The organism is Blastococcus sp. SYSU D00922 (assembly GCF_054050495.1).
In genome coordinates this window covers 123,362-138,246 of sequence record NZ_JBJGZL010000009.1, presented here as the reverse complement: position 1 = coordinate 138,246, position 14,885 = coordinate 123,362, and the positions used below count along the sequence as shown (strand labels likewise).

Sequence of the window (14,885 nt, the reverse complement as noted above, 5' to 3'; positions counted from 1 at the left end):
CCCCGGCAGCCGGTGACCACTACTCGATGCCCAGCTCGGAGCACGCGTCGGCGAACTCGCCGGTGCACAGCTCCTCGGCCGTCACGAACTCGTCGTCGACGACGTCCTTGACGTTGTCACGGAAGATCGAGACCGGGGTCAGCAGGACCGACGGGACCTCGCGGTCGCCCTCCGGGTCCTCGACGGTGCCGGTGGTCTCGCCCTCCTCGCCGTTGATCAGCGCGACGGCCAGCTCGGCCAGCGCGTTGGCCTCCTCGCGGATCGACTTGTAGACCGTCATGCACTGGTCGCCGGCGAGGATGTTCTGCAGACCCTCGACCGTGGCGTCCTGACCGGTCACGTTGTTCGCACCGGCGGCGTTGTTGCGACCCAGGATCTGGATCACCGAGTTGGCCAGACCGTCGTTGGCGGCCAGGACACCGACGATGTTGCCGCCGGCCTGGGTGTACATCTGCTCGAAGATCGTCGCCGCTTCCTGGTTGTCCCAGCCCGGCACGGCCTGCTCGGCCACCTGCTGGTACTGGGTCAGCGGGTCGAGGACCTCGTGCGCGCCCGCGGAGAACAGCGTGGCGTTGTTGTCGTCCGGCGAGCCGTTCAGGAAGGCGATCGGGCCCTCCGCGACGCCGTTGGCCTCGAGGCACTGGGCCAGGCCCTCGCCCTGGAGGCGCCCGACCTCGGTGTTGTCGAACGACACGTAGTACTCGGCCGAGCCACCGAGGGTGAGGCGGTCGTAGTCGATCGTCTGCACGCCCTCGTTGGCCGCCTGCTCCTGGATCTGCGCGCCCGAGGCGGAGTCCAGGTTGACGATCGCGAGGACCGTGGCGCCCTCGGTGATCATCTGCTCGGCGATGGTGGCCTGCCGCTGGGCGTCGCCCTCGGCGTTCTGGATGTCGAACTCGACACCGGCCTCCTCGAAGGCGGCCTCGAGGTAGGGACGGTCGAAGTTCTCCCAGCGGACCGAGGACTCGGTGTCCGGGAGGATCACGCCGACCTTGCCGGCGGCGTCGCCGCCGCCGCCACCGCCGTTGCCGCCGCTGTCGCCACCGTCGTCGCTGCCACATGCGGCCAAGCCGAAGACGAGGGCGGCTGCGATCGCCGTCGTCAGGGTGCTCCGTCGCGCCATGAGAGGGGACCTGCCTTTTTGTTGGGGTTACATCGAAATTCCGGCGGCACATCTTTTCCAGTCGTCGGTTGTGACCGCAAGCACAGATCTGCACCGTTGCCGGACCGTGACCTGGGCCCCCGACCCGCGCGGGTCAGGTCCCGCTTGGCCGGACGGTTACCGACGGGTAACTTTGGCGCGCCGCGCCCGCCACCTGGCCGGTCCCGAAACTCTGCGGAGGTCCCATGTCCCGCTCGCTGCGTGAGGTCGTCTTCGTCGACGGCGTGCGCACCCCCTTCGGCAAGGCCGGCCCGAAGGGCATCTACGCCGAGACCCGCGCCGACGACCTCGTCGTCCGGGTCATCCGGGAGCTCCTGCGCCGCAACCCGGCGCTGCCGGCCGACCGCGTCGACGAGGTGGCCATCGCCGCCACCACCCAGATCGGCGACCAGGGCCTGACGCTGGGCCGCACCGCGGCGCTGCTGGCCGGGCTGCCGAAGTCGGTGCCCGGGTACTCGATCGACCGCATGTGCGCCGGCGCCATGACCGCCGTGACCACCACCGCCAGCGGCATCGCCTTCGGCGCCTACGACGTGGCCATCGCCGGCGGCGTCGAGCACATGGGCCGCCACCCGATGGGCGAGGGCGCCGACCCCAACCCGCGGTTCTTCAGCGAGAAGCTCGTCGACGAGTCGGCCCTGGTCATGGGCTCGACGGCGGAGAACCTGCACGACCGGTTCCCGCACCTCACCAAGGAGCGCGCCGACGCCTTCGCACTGGCCAGCCAGCAGAAGTACGCCAAGGCCGTCGCCAACGGGCAGATCGGCCCGGAGCTGGTGACGATGGCGACCCGCTCCGCCGAGAACGGCTGGGGCGTCGCCACCGTCGACGAGCCGCCGCGGCCGCAGACCACCCTCGAGGGCCTGGCGTCGCTCAAGACGCCGTTCCGCCCGCACGGCCACGTGACCGCCGGTAACGCCGCCGGTCTCAACGACGGCGCCACCGGCTGCCTGCTGGCCGCCGAGGACGTCGCCCTCGAGCTGGGGCTGGACATCGGCATGCGGCTGGTCGGCTACGGCTTCGTCGGCGTCGAGCCCGAGGTCATGGGCGTCGGCCCCGTCCCGTCGACGGAGCGGGCGCTCGCCCGCACCGGCCTGACGATCGAGGACATCGGGCTCTTCGAGCTCAACGAGGCCTTCGCCGTCCAGGTCCTGGCCTTCCTCGACCACTTCGGCATCGCCGACGACGACGAGCGGGTCAACCCGTGGGGCGGCGCCATCGCCGTCGGCCACCCGCTGGCCTCCTCCGGCGTGCGGCTCATGACGCAGCTGTCCCGGCAGTTCGCCGAGCGGCCCGACGTCCGGTACGGCCTCACCGCCATGTGCGTGGGCCTGGGCATGGGCGCCACCGTCATCTGGGAGAACCCGAACTGGGAAGGTGCCGCGAAGTGACCACCGCAGTGTTCGAGAACGAGGTCGTCACCGAGGCCAAGGTCCGGTACCTCGGCCTGCCGGGCCTCTCCGGCGAGTTCGCGCTGATCACCCTGGACAACGGGCACGACCACACCCGCCCGTCCACGTTCGGCCCCGGCGGCCTCGCCTCGCTGGACGCCGCGCTGGACGAGATCGCGGCCCGCTCCCCCGCCCCCGTGGCGATCGGCGTGACCGGCAAGCCGTTCATCTTCGCCGTGGGCGCGGACCTCTCCGGCGTCCCGTCGGTGACGGACGCGGCCGCGGCGCGGGAGATCGCCGAGACCGGGCACCGGGTGTTCCGCCGGCTCAAGGACTCGGCCGTCCCGACGTTCGCCTTCGTCAACGGCGTGGCGCTCGGCGGCGGCCTGGAGCTGGCGCTGCACTGCCGGTACCGGACGATCGCCTCGACGGCGATGGTGGCCTTCCCCGAGGCGTTCCTCGGCCTGGTGCCCGGCTGGGGCGGCACGCAGCTGCTGCCGAACCTGATCGGCATCGACGCCGCCGTCACGGTGATCGTCGAGAACGCGCTGGCGCAGAACAAGATGACCCCGGCGCCGAAGGCGGCGGAGCTCGGCATCGCCGACGCCGTCCTCGAGCCGGCCGACTTCCTGGAGCGGTCGCTCGAGTGGGCGGTCGGCGTGCTCGGCGGTTCGGTGACCGTGTCGCGTCCCGAGGTCGACCGCGGCGCCTGGGACGAGGCGATCGCGCGTGCGAAGGCCATCGTGGCCGGCCGGACCCGCAACGCCTCCCCTGGCGCGGTCCGCTCGGTCGAGCTGCTCGACCTCGCCCGCAACGGGGTGGACGGCGAGGTGTTCACGGCCGGCACCGCCGCCGAGGACGACGCCCTGGCCGACCTGCTGATGAGCGACCCGCTGCGGGCCTCGCTGTACTCGTTCGACCTGGTGAACAAGCGGGCGAAGCGGCCCGCCGGTGCGCCCGACAAGTCGCTGGCGCGCAAGGTCACCAAGGTCGGCGTCGTGGGCGCCGGGCTGATGGCCTCGCAGCTGGCGATGCTGTTCGTGAGGCAGCTGAAGGTGCCGGTCGTGCTGACCGACATCGACCAGGCGCGCGTGGACAAGGGCGTGGCCTACGTGCACGGCGAGCTGGACAAGCTGGCCCAGCGCGGACGCCTGAACCAGGACAAGCTCAACCAGCTCAAGGGCCTGGTCACCGGTTCGCTGTCCAAGGAGGTCTTCGCCGACGCCGACCTCGTCATCGAGGCCGTCTTCGAGGAGATGTCGGTCAAGCAGCAGGTGTTCGCCGAGGTCGAGGCGATCGTCTCGCCGGAGTGCGTCCTGGCGACGAACACGTCCGCGCTCTCGGTGACGGAGATGGCCTCGAAGCTCGAGCACCCCGAGCGCGTGGTGGGCCTGCACTTCTTCAACCCGGTGGCGGTGCTCCCGCTGCTCGAGGTCGTGCGCGCCGAGCAGACCGACGACGCCACGCTGGCCACCGCCTTCGCCGTCGGCAAGAAGCTGAAGAAGAGCTCCGTGCTCGTCGCGGACGCCCCGGCCTTCGTGGTCAACCGGCTGCTCACCCGCTTCCTCGGCGAGGTCACCTCGTCGGTGGAGCAGGGCACGCCGGTGGCCGTGGCCGACCGCGCGCTCGACCCGCTGGGTCTGCCGATGACGCCGTTCGAGCTGCTCACGCTCGTCGGCCCGCCGGTGGCCCTGCACGTTGCCGAGCGGATGCACGAGGCCTTCCCCGACCGGTTCTCCGTCGGCGAGGGCCTGCGGAAGATGGTCGAGCTGGGCAAGTCGTCGGTGTACAGCGAGCCCGGCGTCGTCGACCCCGAGCTCGAGGGCATCGACGCCGGCGACTCCCCGCTGAGCGAGGACGAGGTGCGCGAGCGCGCGGTCGAGGCCCTGGCGCAGGAGATCCGGCTGATGCTCGACGAGGGCGTCGTGCAGGCGGTGCAGGACATCGACCTGTGCATGCTGCTCGGTGCCGGGTGGCCGTTCTGGCTGGGCGGCATCTCCGCCTACCTGGACCGGGCCGGCGTCTCGGAGAAGGTCACCGGCGAGCGCTTCCTGCCCAAGGGTGTGGCCTCGCTGCCCGCCTGATCCACCGCTGACCGCGACGGCCCCGCGCCTCCACGAGGAGGTGCGGGGCCGCCGTCGTCCTCGCCGTGGGTCTGTCGACCACGCGGGCGACGGCGCGGACGGCGTCCGCACCGCGAGGTGGAGGTTGGTGCCGGCGGGGCTACCGGAACTTGCGGGTGAGGCTGTCCATCGAGCGGTTCACCGACGCGACCTTGACGTGCGACAGCCCGCCGGACGCGCCGGCGACCAGCATCGCCTCGTGCGCGGCGCGCAGCGTGTCCCACACCGTGTCCGCCGGCCCCTCCAGCGTCGTCCCGAGCGCCCCGACCTCGTACCGCAGCCCGGACGCCTGGATCACGGCGATCGCGGCCTCGACGTGGGCGTGCGGGTTGTCGGAGGTGCCCGGCGGGGAGGGCGCCACCTGGATCTCGGCGATGACCCACTCGCCGGTCGGCTCGGTCACTGCTGCGCGCCGTCCACGGGCTCGACGACGTGGTTGTCGGTCCGCTCGCCCAGCTTGGCGCTCCACTCCGCGATGCGGCGGGCGACGTCCTGCTCGGTCAGGCCGGCGTCGGCCAGCACCTGACCGCGGCTGCCGTGCTCGAAGAACTGCTGGGGCAGGCCCACCGCGCGCACCGGCACGTCGCAGTCGCGGTCCTGCAGCGCCTGGGTGAGCGTCGTCCCGACTCCCCCGGCCCGGCCGCCGTCCTCGACGGTGACGACCAGCCGGTGACCGGCCGCCAGGTCGACCAGCTCGGGAGCGACGGGCAGCACCCACCGCGGGTCGACGACGGTGACCTCGATGCCGTGGTCGGCGGCGCGCTCGGCGACGGCCAGGCACATCGGCACCATCGCGCCGACGGCGACCAGCAGCACGTCGGGCCGCTCGCCCCGGCGCAGCACGTCGACCGTGCCCCGGCGCTCGAGCGCCGGGATGTCGACCGGGGGCGGCCCCTTCGGGAAGCGCACGACCGTCGGGCCGTCGGTGACCGACACCGCCTCGCGCAGCGCCTCCCGGAGGGTGGACTCGTCCCGCGGGGCGGCGAGCTGCAGGCCCGGCACCACCGAGAGGATCGACATGTCCCACATGCCGTTGTGCGAGGCGCCGTCGGTGCCGGTGACCCCGGCCCGGTCCAGGACGACGGTGACCGGCTGGCGGTGCAGCGCGACGTCCATGAGCAGCTGGTCGAACGCCCGGTTGAGGAACGTCGAGTAGACGGCGACGACCGGGTGCAGGCCGCCCATCGCCAGCCCGGCCGCCGAGGTCAGCGCGTGCTGCTCGGCGATGCCCACGTCGAAGGTCCGTTCGGGGTACCGCTCGGCGAACGCCGCGAGGCCGGTCGGGTGCAGCATCGCCGCGGTGATGGCGACGACGTCGGAGCGCTCCGCGCCGATCCGCACCAGCTCGTCGGAGAAGGCCGTCGTCCAGTCCCGGGCGGCGACGGTGCTCGCGCCGCTGTCGGGGTCGAAGACCCCGGTTGCGTGCCAGGCGTCGATCTGGTCGGTCTCGGCCGGCGGGTAGCCGAAGCCCTTGGTGGTGACCGCGTGCACGATGACCGGCCCGCCGAACGAGCGCGCCCGGCGCAGCGCCGACTCCATGACCTCGATGTCGTGGCCGTCGACCGGGCCGATGTACTTGAGGCCGAGGTCCTCGAACATGCCCTGCGGCGACAGGACGTCCTTGAGGCCCTTCTTGATCGCGTGCAGCGCGTCGTAGAGCGCCGAGCCGACCACGGGGGCGCGGTGCAGCGCCTGGCGGACCTGCAGCAGCGCCTGCTCGTAGCCCGGCCGCAGCCGCAGGGTGGCGAGCGCGTCGGCGACCCCGCCGATCGTCGGCGAGTACGAGCGTCCGTTGTCGTTGACCACGATGACGACGGGGCGGTCCTGGGCCGCCGCGATGTTGTTCAGCGCCTCCCAGGCCATGCCGCCGGTGAGCGCGCCGTCGCCGACGACGGCGACGACCGGCCGCTCGTCACCGCGGACGGCGAACGCCTTGGCCAGCCCGTCGGCGTAGGACAGCGAGGTCGAGGCGTGGCTGTTCTCGACCCAGTCGTGCTCGCTCTCGGCCCGGCTCGGGTAGCCCGACAGCCCGCCGCGCTGGCGCAGCCGCTCGAAGCCCTCGACCCGGCCGGTCAGCATCTTGTGCACGTAGGCCTGGTGCCCGGTGTCGAAGACGATCGGCTCGCGCGGTGACTCGAACACCCGGTGCAGGGCGATGGTCAGCTCGACGCACCCCAGGTTGGGGCCCAGGTGACCGCCCGTCCTGGCCACGCTGGTGACCAGTGCGTCGCGGATCTCGGCCGCCAGCACGGGCAGGTCTTCGGCTCGCAGGGCCCGGACGTCCTCGGGGCCACGGAGCGATCGCAGGAGCGGCACGGCTCGGCGGTGTCCTCTCGGTCGGCTGGGACTGCATCGGGAACGGAGAAGCAGGCCGCGGAGCAACTGTAACCGCGCCCTGGCAGCTCTTCCGAGCCAGCGCACCACCCGGATGCAGGTCACAGCCGCGGCACCCACCGCTCCCCGCGCAGGGCACCGGCCACGACCTCGACGCCGCGGGCGGCCGCGGCCAGCCGGGCACCTTCGCGCTCGTAGGCGGTCATCGCCGCCTCGATCGCGTCGGCGGGCAGCTGGTCGGCCAGCTCGACGCGGACGGTCCGCCAGCCCTTGCGGGCGGCCTCGAGGCCGGCGGCTACGTGGTCACCGGCGAACCGCGCGAGCAGCACCGGGTACCGGCGCAGCACCTCGTGGGCGCGATAGTCCGGCGGGACGAGGTCGAACAGCCAGGCGACCGCCGTGCGCTCCCAGTCGGGCGCTCCCGGCGGGCGCACCTCCTCGGGCCAGCCCGGCGGCACGACGTCGTCCACGGCCGTCAGTCTCCCCCGGGAGGACGACGGCGAGGGCTCAGGAGCCGGACTGGCGCTTGAGCCAGAACTGCTCGAAGCCCCAGGTGCCGGCACCGCTCGAGTGGTAGCTCACGAGCTCCCACCCCTCGGAGCCGAGGCGGTTGAGGACCGAGCTGGTGTCGCCCTGCTGGCGTTCGGACTGACCGCCGGGCAGCTTGACGCTGACACCGGCGCGCTGCGACTCGGCCTCGTTGGCGGTGATGACGGAGGCGTACTCCCACGTGGGCACCCCCAGACCGTAGCCGGTGCTCCGTCGGCGACCCGGCCCGCTCAGTCGTCGACGGTCTCCCGGAGCAGCGCCGAGACGTGGTCGGCGATCAGCCGGTAGCCGGCGTCGTTGGGGTGTGTGGCGTCGGCCCAGATCGCCGGATCGCGGGGGTCGTTCCACTCCTGCGCGACGGGGTCGACGAAGCGGAGGTCCAGGGACGTCGCTTCCTCCTCGATGGCGTCGTTGATCGCCTGGATTCCGGCAGCGTCGGTGCCCGGTGCCTCCGGGGCGCCGATGACGAGGATGTCGGTGCCCGGGCCGGCCGCCTCCTCCAGCGCCGCGAGGGTCTCCCTCACCGCCGGGCGGAGGACCCGGGGGTCGCTCCGGAGGTCGTTGAGGCTGCCCTGGACGACCACCACGTCCGGCGCCGAGTCGACCGCTGCCGGGATTCGCTGCGCGAAGGCCTGGTCGGGTGCGCCCTGGACGTACCCGGTGCCCGCCACCCCGAGCACTTCGTAGGTCCAGCCCAGCCGTTCTCCGACGAGTGCGGCGTATCCCTTGCCGCTCTCGCTGCCGGAGGCGGCCGTCCACGAGTCCCCCAGGAAGGTCACGACCGGCTCGCGACCGCCGTGTGCTGACGACTCCGCCGGTGGACGAGGCGTCGAGGTTGCCCCGGACGGAGCGGGCTGGCTCCCCGGGCCGATGGCGTGAGCTGCGAGGCCGACCAGGACCACCGCCGCCGCGACGGCAGTCGCACCCCACCAGAGGCTGCTCCCAGGGCGCCGTCGCATGCCCAGAACGGTAACGACCGGGCCGCATCACCGGTCGCCCGCAGCCGGCACCGTGGGGAACCTACTGACCCGTCTCCGGCAGCGGGACGGGGAGGCTGGGCGCAGGTGAGGGCAGCTCCGGTACCGGCAGGCCGGTGATGCAGTCGAGCAGGCCGCCGTCGGGAAGCGTGAGGACGCCGTCCGCCAGGCAGTCGGTCAGCTCCGTGACGGTGTCGACGACGTCGGCGAAGAAGGCCGGGAGGCCGGGGCGCGGCTGGCCGACGGAGTCGTCGCCCGCGGTCGATCCGGCGTCGATGTCGAGGGACGTGTCGCCGGCCGGGTCGGGCACGCGCTCGCCCGGTGCGCCGCCACCGGCGGCCGGCGCCTCGGGGACCACCGGCGACGGTCCCCGCAGCGGCGGCGGCGGGCCACCGGCACCGGGGCCGGGGTCCGACCGCGGGGCCGGGGCAGCGGCGGGCGCCGGCTGCTCGAGCGAGGACGGCATGTCACCGAGGTACTGCGGCTTGTCGTCGGGGAGCGCGGCGTAGCCACCGAGAGCCAGGATGGCGGCGGCTCCGAGGAAGGCAGCGGCACGGGCCATGCCGGGACGGTACCCAGAACGCGGCGTTTCATGTAACCGCCCTCACACAGACGACGGCGCCCCCGGCACCAGGAGGGCGACGCACTCGACGTGCGCGGTCATGGGAAAGGCGTCGAACCCCCGGACGGCGGCCAGCTCGTACCCCGCGGCGCGGAACGCCGCGACGTCGCGGGCCAGGGCGGCCGGGTCGCAGGCGACGTACACGACGGCCCGGGCTCCGGTGGCGGCGAGCAGCCCGCTGACCGCCTTCCCCGCGCCGGCCCGCGGCGGGTCGAGGACCACCACGTCGGGAGCTCCGAGGTCGCCGAGCAGCTCGGCCAGCCCCTCGGCGTCCACGTCGCCCTGCCAGACCTCCGCCTGCGGGAGGTCGGCCAGGTTGGCGTCGGCGGCGGCGCACGCGCCGGCGTCGGACTCGACGCACACCACGCGGCCCTCCTGCCCGACGGCCGGCGCCAGGGCGCCGCCGAACAGCCCCGCGCCGGCGTACAGGTCGAGCACCGTCTCCCCCGGCCGCACGGCGGCGAACGCGGTGACCGCCTCGACGAGGGCGTCGGCGGCCGCGGGGTGCACCTGCCAGAAGCCGGTGCCCTCGACCTCCCAGTCGCGCCCGCCGGCGTGCCGCTCGGCCCGGCCGACCGGCTCCTCGGGCAGGTCGCCGCCGGGCCGCACCACCCGGCTCGACGTGGGGCGGCCCTGCCGGTCGAGCCGGGTCGTGGTCACCGCACCGGTGGAGTCGACGGAGACGTCGACCGCCCCCGCCCCGGGCCAGCGCCGCTGGAGCACGGCGGCCGCGGCGGGCTCGACGGTGATCGGGCAGTCGTCGAGCAGGACGACGTCGTGCGAGCGGTGCCGGCGCAGCCCGGAGGCCCCCGTGCGGTCGACGGCGAACCGGGCCCGCGACCGCCAGCGCAGGGGGCCCCCGGGGAGCTCCTCGACCACCACGTCGACGTCCGGGAGCCCGGCCAGGCGGGACAGCTGCTCCCGGACCACCGCCGCCTTGAGCCGGCGCTGCTCGGCGGGGTCGACGTGCTGCCAGTCGCAGCCGCCGCACCGGCCCGGACCGCTGTAGGGGCAGGGCCGCTCGACGCGCGCCGGCGCGGCCTCGAGCACCTCGACCGCGTCGGCGCGGCAGAACCCGGGGTGGCGGTCCTCGGTGACCCGGACGACGACCCGCTCCCCGGGCAGGCTGTGCCGGACGAAGACGACGCGGCCCTCGTGCCGGGCGACGCAGTGCCCGCCGTGGGCGACGGGGCCGACGGTCACCTCGAACTCCCGGCCGGTCCAGCCCAGGCCGCGGTCCGGCCGGTTCCGGGAGGACCGTTCAGCCATAGGGCGTGACGTCGCTGGGCTCCGCCAGGCCGCGCCGGAGGTCGCCGGGCGCCGACCTGGTACCGCCGCCGTCCCCGTCGCTGTCCCGGCCCAGCGAGCTCTCCAGCTGCCACGGGACGGTCGTGATCATCACACCGGGCTGGAACTGCAGGCGGGCCCGCAGCCGGAGCGCGCTCTGGTTGTGCAAGACGTTCTCCCACCAGTGGCCGACCACGTACTGCGGCACGAACACCACGACGAGCTCGCGCGGGCTCTCCCGCCGCACGTTCTTGACGAAGTCGACGACCGGGCGGGTGATCTCCCGGAACGGCGATTCCAGCACGGTGAGCGGGACGGGGATGTCGTACCGCTCCCAGTCGGCCTGCAGCTGCCGGGTGTCGGCGTCGTCGACGTTCACCGTGAGCGCCGTCAGCGCATCCGGCCGGGTGGCGCGGGCGAAGGCGAGCGCGCGCAGCGTCGGCTTGTGCACCTTCGACACGAGGACGACGGCGTGCACCTTGCTCGGCAGCATGCGGGCGTCGGTGTCGGGCACCAGCTGCTCGGCGACGTGGCCGTAGTGCCGGTTGATCGCCTTCATCAGGACGAAGAGGACCGGCATCACGAGGATGACCAGCCACGCACCGTGGGTGAACTTCGTGATGACGATGATGACCAGGACGACGGTGGTCAGCGTGCCGCCGACGGCGTTGATCGCCTGCGAGCGGCGCATCCGCGCGCGCAGGCGCGGGTCGGACTCCGCGCGCAGCTCGCGGTTCCAGTGGCGCACCATCCCCCACTGGCCGATCGAGAAGCTCGTGAAGACGCCGACGATGTACATCTGGATCAGCCGGTTGACGTCGGCGTCGAACGCGGTGATCAGCAGGGCGGCGAAGCCGGCCAGCAGCAGGATGCCGTTGCTGTAGACGAGCTTGTCGCCGCGGGTGTGCAGCTGGCGCGGCATGAACCGGTCCTGGGCGAGCACCGAGCCCAGCAGCGGGAAGCCGTTGAACGCGGTGTTCGCGGCCAGGATGAGCACGAGGGCGGTGGCCGCCTGGACGTAGAAGAAGCCGGGCGAGCTGTCGCCGCCGAACGTGGCCGCGGCGATCTGCGCGATCACCGTCCGCTGGGGGTCGGTCTCGCAGTTGCCCGCGAAGCCCTCCAGGTCGCAGGTGTTCTCGGCGTACCGGACGTCCGCCAGCAGCGCCACAGCCGTCACGCCGGCGAACATCGTGGCGGCGATGCCGCCCATGAGGGCCAGCGTCGTGGCCGCGTTGCGGCTCTTCGGCGGCTTGAACGCGGGGACGCCGTTGGCGATCGCCTCGACACCGGTCAGGGCGGTGCAGCCGGACGCGAAGGCCCGCAGGACGAAGAACAGCAGCGCCAGCCCGGCGAGGTCCCCGTACCCGGCTTCCGGGGTGATGCTGTAGCTCGCGCTCTCGGCCACCACCGGGGAGTCGGTGAAGAAGTCCCGGACGAGCGCCGTGCCGATCATCACCAGGATCCCGGTGATGAACAGGTAGGTGGGGACGGCGAACGTGCGGCCCGACTCCCGCAGCCCGCGCAGGTTCGCCGCCGCCAGCAGCGCCACCAGCCCGACGGCGATGAGCACGCGGTGCTCGTTCAGCGACGGGAACGCCGAGATGATGTTGTCGGTCCCGGCCGCAACCGACACCGCCACGGTGAGCACGTAGTCGACGAGCAGCGCGCTGGCCACGGTCAGCCCCGCGAACTGCCCGTGGTTCTTCATCGCGACCTCGTAGTCGCCACCGCCGGAGGGGTAGGCGCGCACCACCTGGCGGTACGAGAGGACGACGGTGACCAGCAGCAGGACGACGCCCACCGCCAGCCACGGGGCCAGGTACAGGAACGCTGTCCCGGCCAGGGTCAGGACCAGCAGGATCTCCTGGGTGGCGTAGGCCACGGAGGAGAGCGGGTCGCTGGCGAAGATGGGCAGCGCGTAGCGCTTGGGCAGCAGCGACTCGCCCAGGCGGTCGCTGCGCACGGCTCGTCCGACGACGAGCCGTTTCGGGAGGTGTCCGAGGTCGGACAGGCGTGGCACGGCGGCGATGGTACGGAGCACGAGGGCTGTGCGCCGTCACGGACCGGCGCGCCCCGCCCCTGAGTGTGATGTCGCCCGTCACAGCCTCGCCTGACGCCGTCCCGGGTGTAGCTTCGCGCCGGTACGCGCGGCGGTCGGCGCCGGCGGAGCGAGCATCGCGGGAGTACTTCGTGCACGTGGTCGTGATGGGCTGCGGACGCGTCGGCTCCGCCATCGCCCGCCGCCTCGAGGAGGTCGGCCACAGCGTGGCCGTCATCGACCAGGACCCGGAGGCCTTCCGCCGCCTGGGTCCCGACTTCGCCGGCCGGCAGGTGACCGGGCTGGGGTTCGACCGGCAGACGCTCCTGGACGCCGGCGTCGACTCGGCCGGCGCCTTCGCCGCGGTCAGCAGCGGCGACAACTCCAACATCATCAGCGCGCGGGTGGCCCGCGAGACGTTCGGCGTCCAGCACGTCGTCGCCCGCATCTACGACTCCAAGCGGGCCGAGGTCTACGAGCGCATGGGGATCCCCAGCGTCGCCACGGTCCCGTGGACGGTGAACCGGCTGCTCCGCGAGCTCCTGTCGGTCAAGGTCAGCGAGCTCTGGCGCGAGCCCACCGGGAAGGTCCTGCTCATGCGGATCACCGTGACCGAGGGCTGGGTCGGCCGGAAGCTCGCCGAGCTGGAGCTCGCCTCCGGTGCCCGGGCGGCGTGGCTGGTCCGCTTCGGCGAGGCCCAGCTGCCCACGGCCGGCACGGTGCTGCAGGACGGCGACCAGCTCGTCGTCGCGGTCACCGACGACATCACGGCCCGCGTGCACGAGGTCGTGGAGAACGCTCCCCAGGGAGGCGGGCACTGATGCGCGTCGCCATCGTCGGAGCCGGCGCGGTGGGGCGGTCGATCGCCGGGGAGCTCCTCGGCAACGGCCACACCGTGATGCTCATCGAGAAGGACCCGCGCAAGGTCCGGACCCGGTCCGTGCCCGGCGCCGAGTGGGTGCAGGCCGACGCCTGCGAGGTCACCTCGCTCGAGGAGGCCCAGCTGGCGACCTGCGACGTCGTCGTCGCGGCCACCGGTGACGACAAGGCGAACCTGGTCGTCTCCCTGCTGGCCAAGACGGAGTTCGCGGTCAACCGCGTGGTCGCCCGCGTCAAGGACCCGCGCAACGAGTGGCTCTACACCGAGGCGTGGGGCGTCGACGTCGCCGTCTCCACCCCGCGGGTGCTGGCCGCGCTGGTCGAGGAGGCGGTGACGGTCGGCGACGTCGTCCGGCTGATGAGCTTCCGCAAGGGCGCGGCCAACCTGGTGGAGATCACGCTGGCCGAGGACACCCCGTGGGTGGGCAAGCCCCTGCGCGAGGTGCCGCTCCCCCGCGAGACCGTGCTGACGGCGATCCTGCGCGGGGAGCGGGTCATCACGCCGACCCCCGACGAGCCCCTCGAGGCCGGCGACGAGCTGCTGTTCGTCACCCACGCCGACGTGGAGGAGCAGCTGAAGACGGTGCTCGCCCCCGACGGGTCCGCCGGCCCGGTCTAGCCGTCGGCCGGTGGCGCGGCGTTCTCCACCCGGTGCCGGTGCAGCCGCGACACGACCCACAGCGTGACCACGACCTCGACGGCGGTCACCGGCAGCCCCAGCAGCAGGGAGACGACGCCGAGGTCGGTGGCGTTGCTGTTCTCGCTGCCCAGGTAGAGGTAGCCCTGGACGGCGGCCCGGACGAGGAACACCCCGCCCCACAGCACGGTCAGCCAGCCGTAGGCGCGCAGGAGCCGCGGGTCCTCCCGCCAGTGCAGCTCGGGCTCCGGATCGGGCTTGGCCCGCCCGGTCTCGGGGTCGCGCTCGGCCGGGCTCAGCACCGACCGGGCGCGGTCCACGCGCCCCCGCAGCCCCGGCAGGGAGTGCCGGTGCGAGGCCATCGAGCCGAGGTGGCTGGGCGCCAGGAACTCCGCGATCAGGCCCACGAGCGGACGACGCAGCGCGACGGAGCCGAGCAGGACGACGGCGAGCCCCGCGTTGCGGATGATGCCCGGGACGTAGAAGTCGCGCGCCTGCCCCGTGAAGGCGGCGATGGCGACGGCGATGCCGACCGCGAACAGCCCGCTGATCGCCTGCTGCACCGTCTCCCGCCGCACGAGGCGGAGGAGGAACACCAGCACGGCCGCGCCGAGCGCGGCCCAGATGCCGGTGCGCAGACCGTCCAGGGAGTTGGCCACGATGAAGGCGATCGTCGGCAGCGTCGCGTCGACCATGCCGCGCCAGCCGCCCAGCTGCTCGAGCACCAGGTGGCGGTCGAACGCGGGCGCCGGTTCCGACTGCTGCCCGGCGGCCGTCTCGGGTGCCGCGGCCCGCTCGGCGCTGTCCTCCGGTGCGCTCATCGCCGTCTCCCCCGGTAGCTCGGTTGCCGGGGTGTCGCCCCGCGCGTCGTCCACGTCGGCGGGGC

Annotated in this window: 14 protein-coding genes; 4 read left to right on the top strand and 10 right to left on the bottom strand. The window is 73.3% G+C overall.

Translation table 11 applies throughout. The annotated features are described in order from the left end of the window. Nucleotides 1-19: 19 nt before the first annotated feature. On the bottom strand, nt 20-1,123 hold the full coding sequence (locus ACI78T_RS14565) for a sugar ABC transporter substrate-binding protein (protein ID WP_456558826.1): 1,104 nt from the start codon (nt 1,121-1,123) through the stop codon (nt 20-22). Nucleotides 1,124-1,347: 224 nt separating this feature from the next. Between ACI78T_RS14565 and ACI78T_RS14560 the strand changes: the two genes are divergently transcribed. Then, nucleotides 1,348-2,553 (top strand): thiolase family protein, encoded by a 1,206-nt coding sequence (locus tag ACI78T_RS14560; RefSeq protein WP_456558825.1) that lies wholly within the window; start codon nt 1,348-1,350, stop codon nt 2,551-2,553. After that, nucleotides 2,550-4,637 carry a 3-hydroxyacyl-CoA dehydrogenase NAD-binding domain-containing protein gene (locus tag ACI78T_RS14555; RefSeq protein ID WP_456558824.1) on the top strand — a complete coding sequence of 696 codons (2,088 nt, stop codon included), beginning with the start codon at nt 2,550-2,552 and terminating at the stop codon, nt 4,635-4,637. Before ACI78T_RS14560 ends, ACI78T_RS14555 begins: the two co-directional genes overlap by 4 nt. Nucleotides 4,638-4,776: 139 nt before the next feature. On the opposite strand, the gene ACI78T_RS14550 is transcribed toward ACI78T_RS14555, so the two are convergent. The 8 genes from ACI78T_RS14550 to ACI78T_RS14515 all read right to left on the bottom strand — a co-directional run bounded on the left by ACI78T_RS14550 (nt 4,777) and on the right by ACI78T_RS14515 (nt 12,408). Next, nucleotides 4,777-5,079 carry a thiamine-binding protein gene (locus ACI78T_RS14550; protein WP_456558823.1) on the bottom strand — a complete coding sequence of 101 codons (303 nt, stop codon included), beginning with the start codon at nt 5,077-5,079 and terminating at the stop codon, nt 4,777-4,779. After that, nucleotides 5,076-6,992: a 1-deoxy-D-xylulose-5-phosphate synthase gene (dxs, locus tag ACI78T_RS14545; protein ID WP_456558822.1), complete on the bottom strand. Its 1,917-nt coding sequence runs from the start codon at nt 6,990-6,992 to the stop codon at nt 5,076-5,078. The genes ACI78T_RS14550 and dxs overlap by 4 nt, the downstream gene beginning before the upstream one ends. A gap of 119 nt (nt 6,993-7,111) precedes the next feature. After that, nucleotides 7,112-7,480, bottom strand: a complete 369-nt coding sequence (locus tag ACI78T_RS14540) for a hypothetical protein (RefSeq protein WP_456558821.1) — start codon at nt 7,478-7,480, stop codon at nt 7,112-7,114. Nucleotides 7,481-7,517: 37 nt separating this feature from the next. Next, a complete protein-coding gene (locus ACI78T_RS14535; protein ID WP_456558820.1) occupies nt 7,518-7,748 on the bottom strand; it encodes a DUF4177 domain-containing protein in 231 nt (76 codons plus the stop codon). 41 nt (nt 7,749-7,789) lie between these two features. Continuing rightward, entirely contained in the window at nt 7,790-8,338 is a 549-nt protein-coding gene (locus tag ACI78T_RS14530) for an SGNH/GDSL hydrolase family protein (RefSeq protein ID WP_456558819.1), read from the bottom strand. 241 nt (nt 8,339-8,579) lie between these two features. Then, a complete protein-coding gene (locus ACI78T_RS14525) occupies nt 8,580-9,098 on the bottom strand; it encodes a hypothetical protein (RefSeq protein WP_456558818.1) in 519 nt (172 codons plus the stop codon). A gap of 42 nt (nt 9,099-9,140) precedes the next feature. Then, on the bottom strand, nt 9,141-10,427 hold the full coding sequence (locus ACI78T_RS14520) for a class I SAM-dependent RNA methyltransferase (RefSeq protein ID WP_456558817.1): 1,287 nt from the start codon (nt 10,425-10,427) through the stop codon (nt 9,141-9,143). Then, a complete protein-coding gene (locus ACI78T_RS14515) occupies nt 10,420-12,408 on the bottom strand; it encodes an APC family permease (RefSeq protein ID WP_456558816.1) in 1,989 nt (662 codons plus the stop codon). Before ACI78T_RS14515 ends, ACI78T_RS14520 begins: the two co-directional genes overlap by 8 nt. A 227-nt stretch (nt 12,409-12,635) precedes the next feature. On the opposite strand from ACI78T_RS14515, the gene ACI78T_RS14510 reads away from it, so the two are divergent. Both ACI78T_RS14510 and ACI78T_RS14505 read left to right on the top strand, forming a co-directional pair. Further along, entirely contained in the window at nt 12,636-13,304 is a 669-nt protein-coding gene (locus ACI78T_RS14510; RefSeq protein WP_456558815.1) for a potassium channel family protein, read from the top strand. Next, the gene (locus ACI78T_RS14505) at nt 13,304-13,981 is read left to right on the top strand and encodes a potassium channel family protein (protein ID WP_116450325.1); all 678 of its coding nucleotides are present in this window, start codon (nt 13,304-13,306) and stop codon (nt 13,979-13,981) included. Before ACI78T_RS14510 ends, ACI78T_RS14505 begins: the two co-directional genes overlap by 1 nt. Here the strand turns inward: ACI78T_RS14505 and ACI78T_RS14500 are convergent. Continuing rightward, nucleotides 13,978-14,820 carry a DUF3159 domain-containing protein gene (locus tag ACI78T_RS14500; protein ID WP_456558814.1) on the bottom strand — a complete coding sequence of 281 codons (843 nt, stop codon included), beginning with the start codon at nt 14,818-14,820 and terminating at the stop codon, nt 13,978-13,980. The two genes, ACI78T_RS14505 and ACI78T_RS14500, sit on opposite strands and share 4 nt — an antisense overlap. Nucleotides 14,821-14,885: the final 65 nt, after the last annotated feature.

Bases quoted from the DNA above. Each gene is read 5' to 3' on its own strand.
- ACI78T_RS14560 (WP_456558825.1), top strand. From the start codon at position 1,348: ATGTCCCGCTCGCTGCGTGAGGTCGTCTTCGTCGACGGCGTGCGCACC.
- ACI78T_RS14500 (WP_456558814.1), bottom strand. From the start codon at position 14,820: ATGAGCGCACCGGAGGACAGCGCCGAGCGGGCCGCGGCACCCGAGACG.
- ACI78T_RS14565 (WP_456558826.1), bottom strand. From the start codon at position 1,123: ATGGCGCGACGGAGCACCCTGACGACGGCGATCGCAGCCGCCCTCGTC.
- ACI78T_RS14520 (WP_456558817.1), bottom strand. From the start codon at position 10,427: ATGGCTGAACGGTCCTCCCGGAACCGGCCGGACCGCGGCCTGGGCTGG.
- ACI78T_RS14505 (WP_116450325.1), top strand. From the start codon at position 13,304: ATGCGCGTCGCCATCGTCGGAGCCGGCGCGGTGGGGCGGTCGATCGCC.
- ACI78T_RS14525 (WP_456558818.1), bottom strand. From the start codon at position 9,098: ATGGCCCGTGCCGCTGCCTTCCTCGGAGCCGCCGCCATCCTGGCTCTC.